Source organism: Sulfurovum sp. (genome assembly GCF_041562805.1).
Classification (GTDB): domain Bacteria; phylum Campylobacterota; class Campylobacteria; order Campylobacterales; family Sulfurovaceae; genus Sulfurovum.
Genome location: NZ_JBFFOH010000164.1, coordinates 1 through 5,496, shown reverse-complemented (window position 1 = coordinate 5,496; position 5,496 = coordinate 1). Strand labels below are relative to the sequence as shown.

At 41.8% G+C, this 5,496-nt stretch carries 4 protein-coding genes; 3 read left to right on the top strand and 1 reads right to left on the bottom strand.

What is annotated here, in order from left to right:
- The 3 genes from ABYK33_RS13495 to ABYK33_RS13485 form a co-directional block, all read left to right on the top strand.
- Positions 1–490 (top strand): hypothetical protein (locus ABYK33_RS13495; RefSeq protein WP_373033797.1); only part of this gene is annotated, 490 nt, incomplete at its 5' end.
- 9 nt (positions 491–499) lie between these two features.
- The gene (locus tag ABYK33_RS13490; RefSeq protein WP_373033796.1) at positions 500–1,090 is read left to right on the top strand and encodes a hypothetical protein; all 591 of its coding nucleotides are present in this window, start codon (positions 500–502) and stop codon (positions 1,088–1,090) included.
- 10 nt (positions 1,091–1,100) lie between these two features.
- The gene (locus tag ABYK33_RS13485) at positions 1,101–5,129 is read left to right on the top strand and encodes a PKD domain-containing protein (RefSeq protein ID WP_373033795.1); all 4,029 of its coding nucleotides are present in this window, start codon (positions 1,101–1,103) and stop codon (positions 5,127–5,129) included.
- A 69-nt stretch (positions 5,130–5,198) separates the two neighbouring features.
- Here the strand turns inward: ABYK33_RS13485 and ABYK33_RS13480 are convergent.
- The coding region (locus tag ABYK33_RS13480) for a thioredoxin family protein (RefSeq protein WP_373033794.1) at positions 5,199–5,496 on the bottom strand (298 nt) is incomplete at its 5' end.

The window sequence follows — 5,496 nt, the reverse complement described above, 5'->3', positions numbered from 1 at the left end:
CGGCATCATCGATGAAACATCAACCGATGGCAACTTTAGTGTCAACTACACTCAAGAAGGGCGCTACAAACCACGTGTGACCATTCGTACAACTGAAGGCCCACTATACAGCAGTGGCGACTTTGTGCTTTCGTTGGATGTTAAAGCGGATGGGAACCAGAGTGATCCTTTTGGAGCACAACCTATAGATATAGCTAAGACGTATGTTGATGCTGTTATCAATAATGACCGAGAAACAGTTGAACGTCTTTTAGGGAATAACGAAAGGATGATCGGCTATGTCTATGGCAACCCAGAAGCACAAAAGTTTCTGGCAGATACCTATAGCAAGATTACAAACTGGGAGCAGACCTATCACGATTCAGGTTATGCTAGTGTCAAGATCCATATCGATGTGAACGGTACGATGTATGATGGCGGATTTGAGATGAACATAGCTAATATGCAAGTCAACACCGGACGCTATTGGTTTGTCCGCTTTTTTTATTAGGAGTCGAATATGATGTTTATTATCTATATAGCTTTTATTATGGTGATGGTGTTGCTCTTTATATCGGGGGTGGTATTTATAGCCATAAAGAGTTTCGATACAAAAGAACCTCTTAAAAAGAAAACTCTTTTGTTTTTGAAAAAGATGGGTGTGTATGCTCCGGTTGCTATCGCAGTCATTTATTTAGTATATCGATTGTTGATGGGATATTTTGAAAAAGAGTGCGGTCCTAATCCTGAAGATGTCAAAGTGATGACGCCTCAGGCTGAAGCGATAAGCAACTATATTCTTAAAAATGGGATACCAAAATCTTTGGCGGACATACCGAATCTTCCTTATGCACTGGAAAATTGCAAATGGGCGGATGAGAATGTTGAGTGGTGCTATTTTGACATAAATGAAAATAAATATAGTACAAGATTATATTTTGTTGCTTATGACAATGGTATTGACATAGATGTAAGAATCCATAGCGAAAAAAGTGAAACAGGCATGTTTACTGAAATCGAAAAAATATCAAATGGTACATTTGAAGTTGTAGAGCATCTTAAAGCATACAGCACCAAAGATGATGGTATATGCAATCCGATGAGAATGTAAGGAAGATACAATGAAAAAAATGTTTTTAATTTTATTGATAAGCATTAATCTGTTTGCTTGGGAAGTAAATACCCATAGAGCGATAGATAGAACAGCGCTGACAAATACTCCTAATTTGAGCGTATTTATCACTGATGTCAGTCTTGAAAATCAAAATTATGTGAATGAGACTTTTGATGATTATGAGATGACATACTTTAAATATATTAAAGATGGTGAAGCAAATGGAATGTCGAAATTGAATCAAACATTCAGCGACTACAATTACCAATCCCTCATAGAAGCTGGAACCATGCTAGAAGATGCCCAATGGCCGCATTATAGCTGGGTGCCTGGTTTGGTAGATCAGGCTCATGGACGTTTTTGGAATCACTTTTATAATGTGCAAGGCTCCTGTAAGAGCCTTAAGTGCGATGAAATTGCTATTGGCAAGCTGCCGCTGCCGCTTTTTTACCGTTTGATAATTGCTATGGAAAACCCGACAGATGCAATAAACTGGGTATACGATAGAAATAAAAACAAGTATGACTATGTAGATGCGATGGAGTACTTCAAAAAAGGCTTCAGTGAGACCAACGGAATAGAACGACGGAAGTTTCAGGCTAAGATGCTTGTAAGTGTAGGGCATATCATGCATATGATGAATGATATGAACGTACCTGCGCATGTTAGAGATGACGGTCATCCCAACTACGAGCCGTTAGAGATATGGATGAAAGGAGGGAATGATCACAATCAAAATACCGGCTTTTATATAAATGGCAATACTCTTGCCGGAAGCATTCCAGTGCCGACGATAGATCACATGGCCCCCCAAACTACATTCGCCGATTATATGAAAACGGAAGCTTATTACACTTCGATGAATTTTTTTAGTGAAGACACTATTTTTACACAAACATATCCTAGAAAAATAGACACTTATGAAGAAAGCAAATGGCTCTCTCCAACACTGGAAAAAGTGTATATAAAACATGGATTAGATCAGAAAAAACGTGCTATACGGGTAAAGAGCTATATTATTAATGCATTGAATGAACTAATATACAGGAATGAAGAAGTAGCTCCTACGTCAGTATTTGACGGAGATTTTTCTGTGGTGCAAGAAAACGGTGAAATCCTCATCCCCCGTGCCGTCGCCAACGCAGCCGGTTTCGTCAACTATTTTTTTAGAGGTCGGTTAGAAGCAAATGTAACCCCTTGCGGTTTAAGTGTTAAAAACAACTCCGATGCTTTATTGGTAGCAAGTGCAGAGACGGTGACGTTTAGTCAAGGCGGTGTGTTTAACATCTATGTGGAGTTACCGGAAGATCAGAGTGTGCATCTTGTTGCTTCGGTTCCACTTGATAGAGATTTAGCTGTTGGGGAAAGCTTCTCTTTTGAGAATATTAATCAAGAGTTATTGACACTGCTGGAACCTTTGGGTGTGTCATCAAGCCAATCGTTTCCAATAACCGTGATGTTTGATGGAGATATCGGTAGTGAACGAGGTATTGCCGTTATTAAGACAACAATGAACCCTACAGAGACCCCTGAGTTTCAAGATGGCATCATCACCGTTGACCTGCTCTGGCAAGATGCGTCTCTTGACCTTGACCTAACCATTGACGGCCCGGCACCGGGTGCCTATGAAAACGTAGATGAAGCCTGTCCGACAGAACATTTTTACATAGCTACAGAAAACGAGGTGCAGCCGGGTACGTACAAGATCAGAGTCTCTCCAAAAGGGTTTTACTACGATAAAGCACCGCAGGATGTTTATGTCATCATTAAAGTCAAGGGTGAAAATAAAATTCTGCATATCCCTATTACTGATGCAGCAACATTTGACATGGGGTATATAGCAAAAATTGAAGTGACTAAAGACAAAGTAACGACAATGACAACGACAGTACACAGTAGTACATCGAATGGGACTACGATCAATTCATATACAGGCAGTGTAAGTAGTAGCGGTAGCACTGTTTATAGGAAACTTGTTTACCAGATTATCCCTCTTCTCAACCAGCTTATGTTCGGTCCTGTAAGAAGTGCCCATTTGGAACTTTACAGCATCAGTGACTATGCGAAAGAGTTGTCACCTCTCTTTATCGGTTCCACCTCCTCAGGCAGTGACTTGCACACGGCGGGGCTCATCATATTCCCGTACACATTGGTAACAGAGCTTGCCGATAATGAACTCTACCTTTTACGTGCTGAGGGCGGTGAAGATATCGATGCCGACGATGACGGTCAGCTCGATGCGACACCAAGGCAAAATACCGGAGCATTACATGCAGTAATGAATGGAAAAATGCTTAAAGACGGTGCCTATAAAATGAATATTCTGACGGAGTTGGTATATCAGGTCACCAAAGATATGTTTGACGTTAACACTTCCGAAGTCATACAAGAACGTATGGACAAAGTGGCACCAAGATTAGTGGCTGAAGATGTTAACGGCGATGGAGTGATCGACAGTACCGACCTCATAAAATGGATGCCGACGTTAGATAAGGAAAAACTTGTATTTGATTACAACACAACGTTTGAGCCTTTAGTAGACAAACTTTTCAACGGTGAAGATATTTTTATGGATGCCAATAAGCTTCTTTATTATCCGGTTGCTGATGCGGGAAGTGACTTTGCTATTCATGCGAATATGCCTGTAACATTGAACGGTTCTGAGAGTTATGATATCAATGGAAAAATTGTTTCTTATACCTGGTCCGAGCACGGTAGCGCTATCTGTCAATCAAGTGAGCCACTATGTACAGTGCATGGTCTGAGTGCAGGAGAGCATCACATTAATTTGACCGTTACAGACGAAGATCAGATTGAACGTTCCGACCAAGTCATCGTTGATGTCAACAACAATGCTCCAGTCGCCAATGCCGGGGAAGATGTAGCGATCAATTTCAGAGAGAGTTTGACGCTTGACGGTTCGGGGAGTTATGACAGCGACGGGCAGATCGTAAAATATACATGGCAAAAAGGATATACGGTTCTCTGTCAAGGCGTGACTCCGATATGCGTTATAGACGGGCTACAAGCAGGCAGTCATACATTTTCTTTGGTTGTGCAAGATGATGCTGGTGTTTCAAGTGTTGATTATATTAATGTCACTGTCAACAATGAAGCTGTTTTGCTTGGTTCCATAAACACTTCAGGCATTCTTTTAAATGTCAAGCTAAGTCGGGATGGTACCATCGCCTACCTTGCAGATAACACTTCGGGCTTACTCGTCGTTGATGTTTCTGATCCGAAAACACCGCGTGTCACCGGTCAGTATAATACGCCAAGTTTTGCACGTAATCTAGTGTTGTCACCAGATGGAACAACTCTCTATATTGCAGACACGTATAGTGGTCTGCAGATTGTGGATGTCAATGACCCCGCCAAACCATTTTTACTTAGCAGCTATGATACAGACGGATACGCTTACGATATCACACTCTCTGCAGATGGCACTATGGTCTATATAGCAGATGGCTCCAAAGGATTGAAAATTATTGATGTCAGTAATGCAACAACTCCTCATTTGGTCGGAAATATCAAAGATTTTGGACGCTATGGTTATGCGATATCGGTTAAACTGTCGGCAGATGGCATGCATGCCTTTGTGATCGATGGAGAATACGGATTGCAGATCATCGATATATCTGATCCGTCATTGCCATATGTCATTGGTACATTCCGAAATGGCTGGATGATGGACATTATGCTTTCACAAAATGAGACTGTGGCATACATCAGCTCCTATCCTTCTTTTAGCATCATCGATCTATCCGATGTAACGTCGCCAAGCGTGCTGGGAAGTCTCAATATAGGCAGTTTTTCTGGTGTTTTGGTTAACAATAACATTGTATTCGCCTCAAATGGACGTAGTGGTGTCACTTTTATTGATGTAAGCAACTCGACAGCACCGAAGGTGTTAAGCACTTTCGACACATCGGGTTCTGCAATCAATACAACATTATCAGCTGATGGAAATACACTATTTGTCGCCGATAGCGATAGCGGTTTACAGATCCTTGATGTTAGTGCATTTAACCACTAAGTATGAAAATCGCTTTTGCACGTTAATACCCTAGCAGGCACTCTTTGGTTTAGGCTTGGATATTAAAAATCACGAGGTCATCATGTCGTAAGGGCGTTTGATCTCTTCTACTACCTGCTCCACACTCATATGGCGGCTTTTTCGCAGAAACTCTTTGCCGTCGAGGTAGACCAGCAGGGTCGGGATGGTAAAGACGCTGAAGTGCGAGGCGATCTCCGGAGTCTCGGAGATGTCGACGGAGATGACCTGCAGCTGCGGGAAGTTCTTTTCAAAGGCGTCAAGAAGTTTCGGTTTGAGAGCGTGGCAGACGTTGCAGGTCGGGGCGCTGAAGTAGAGGGCGACAGCAAGTTCAGCGTTCAATGTTTGT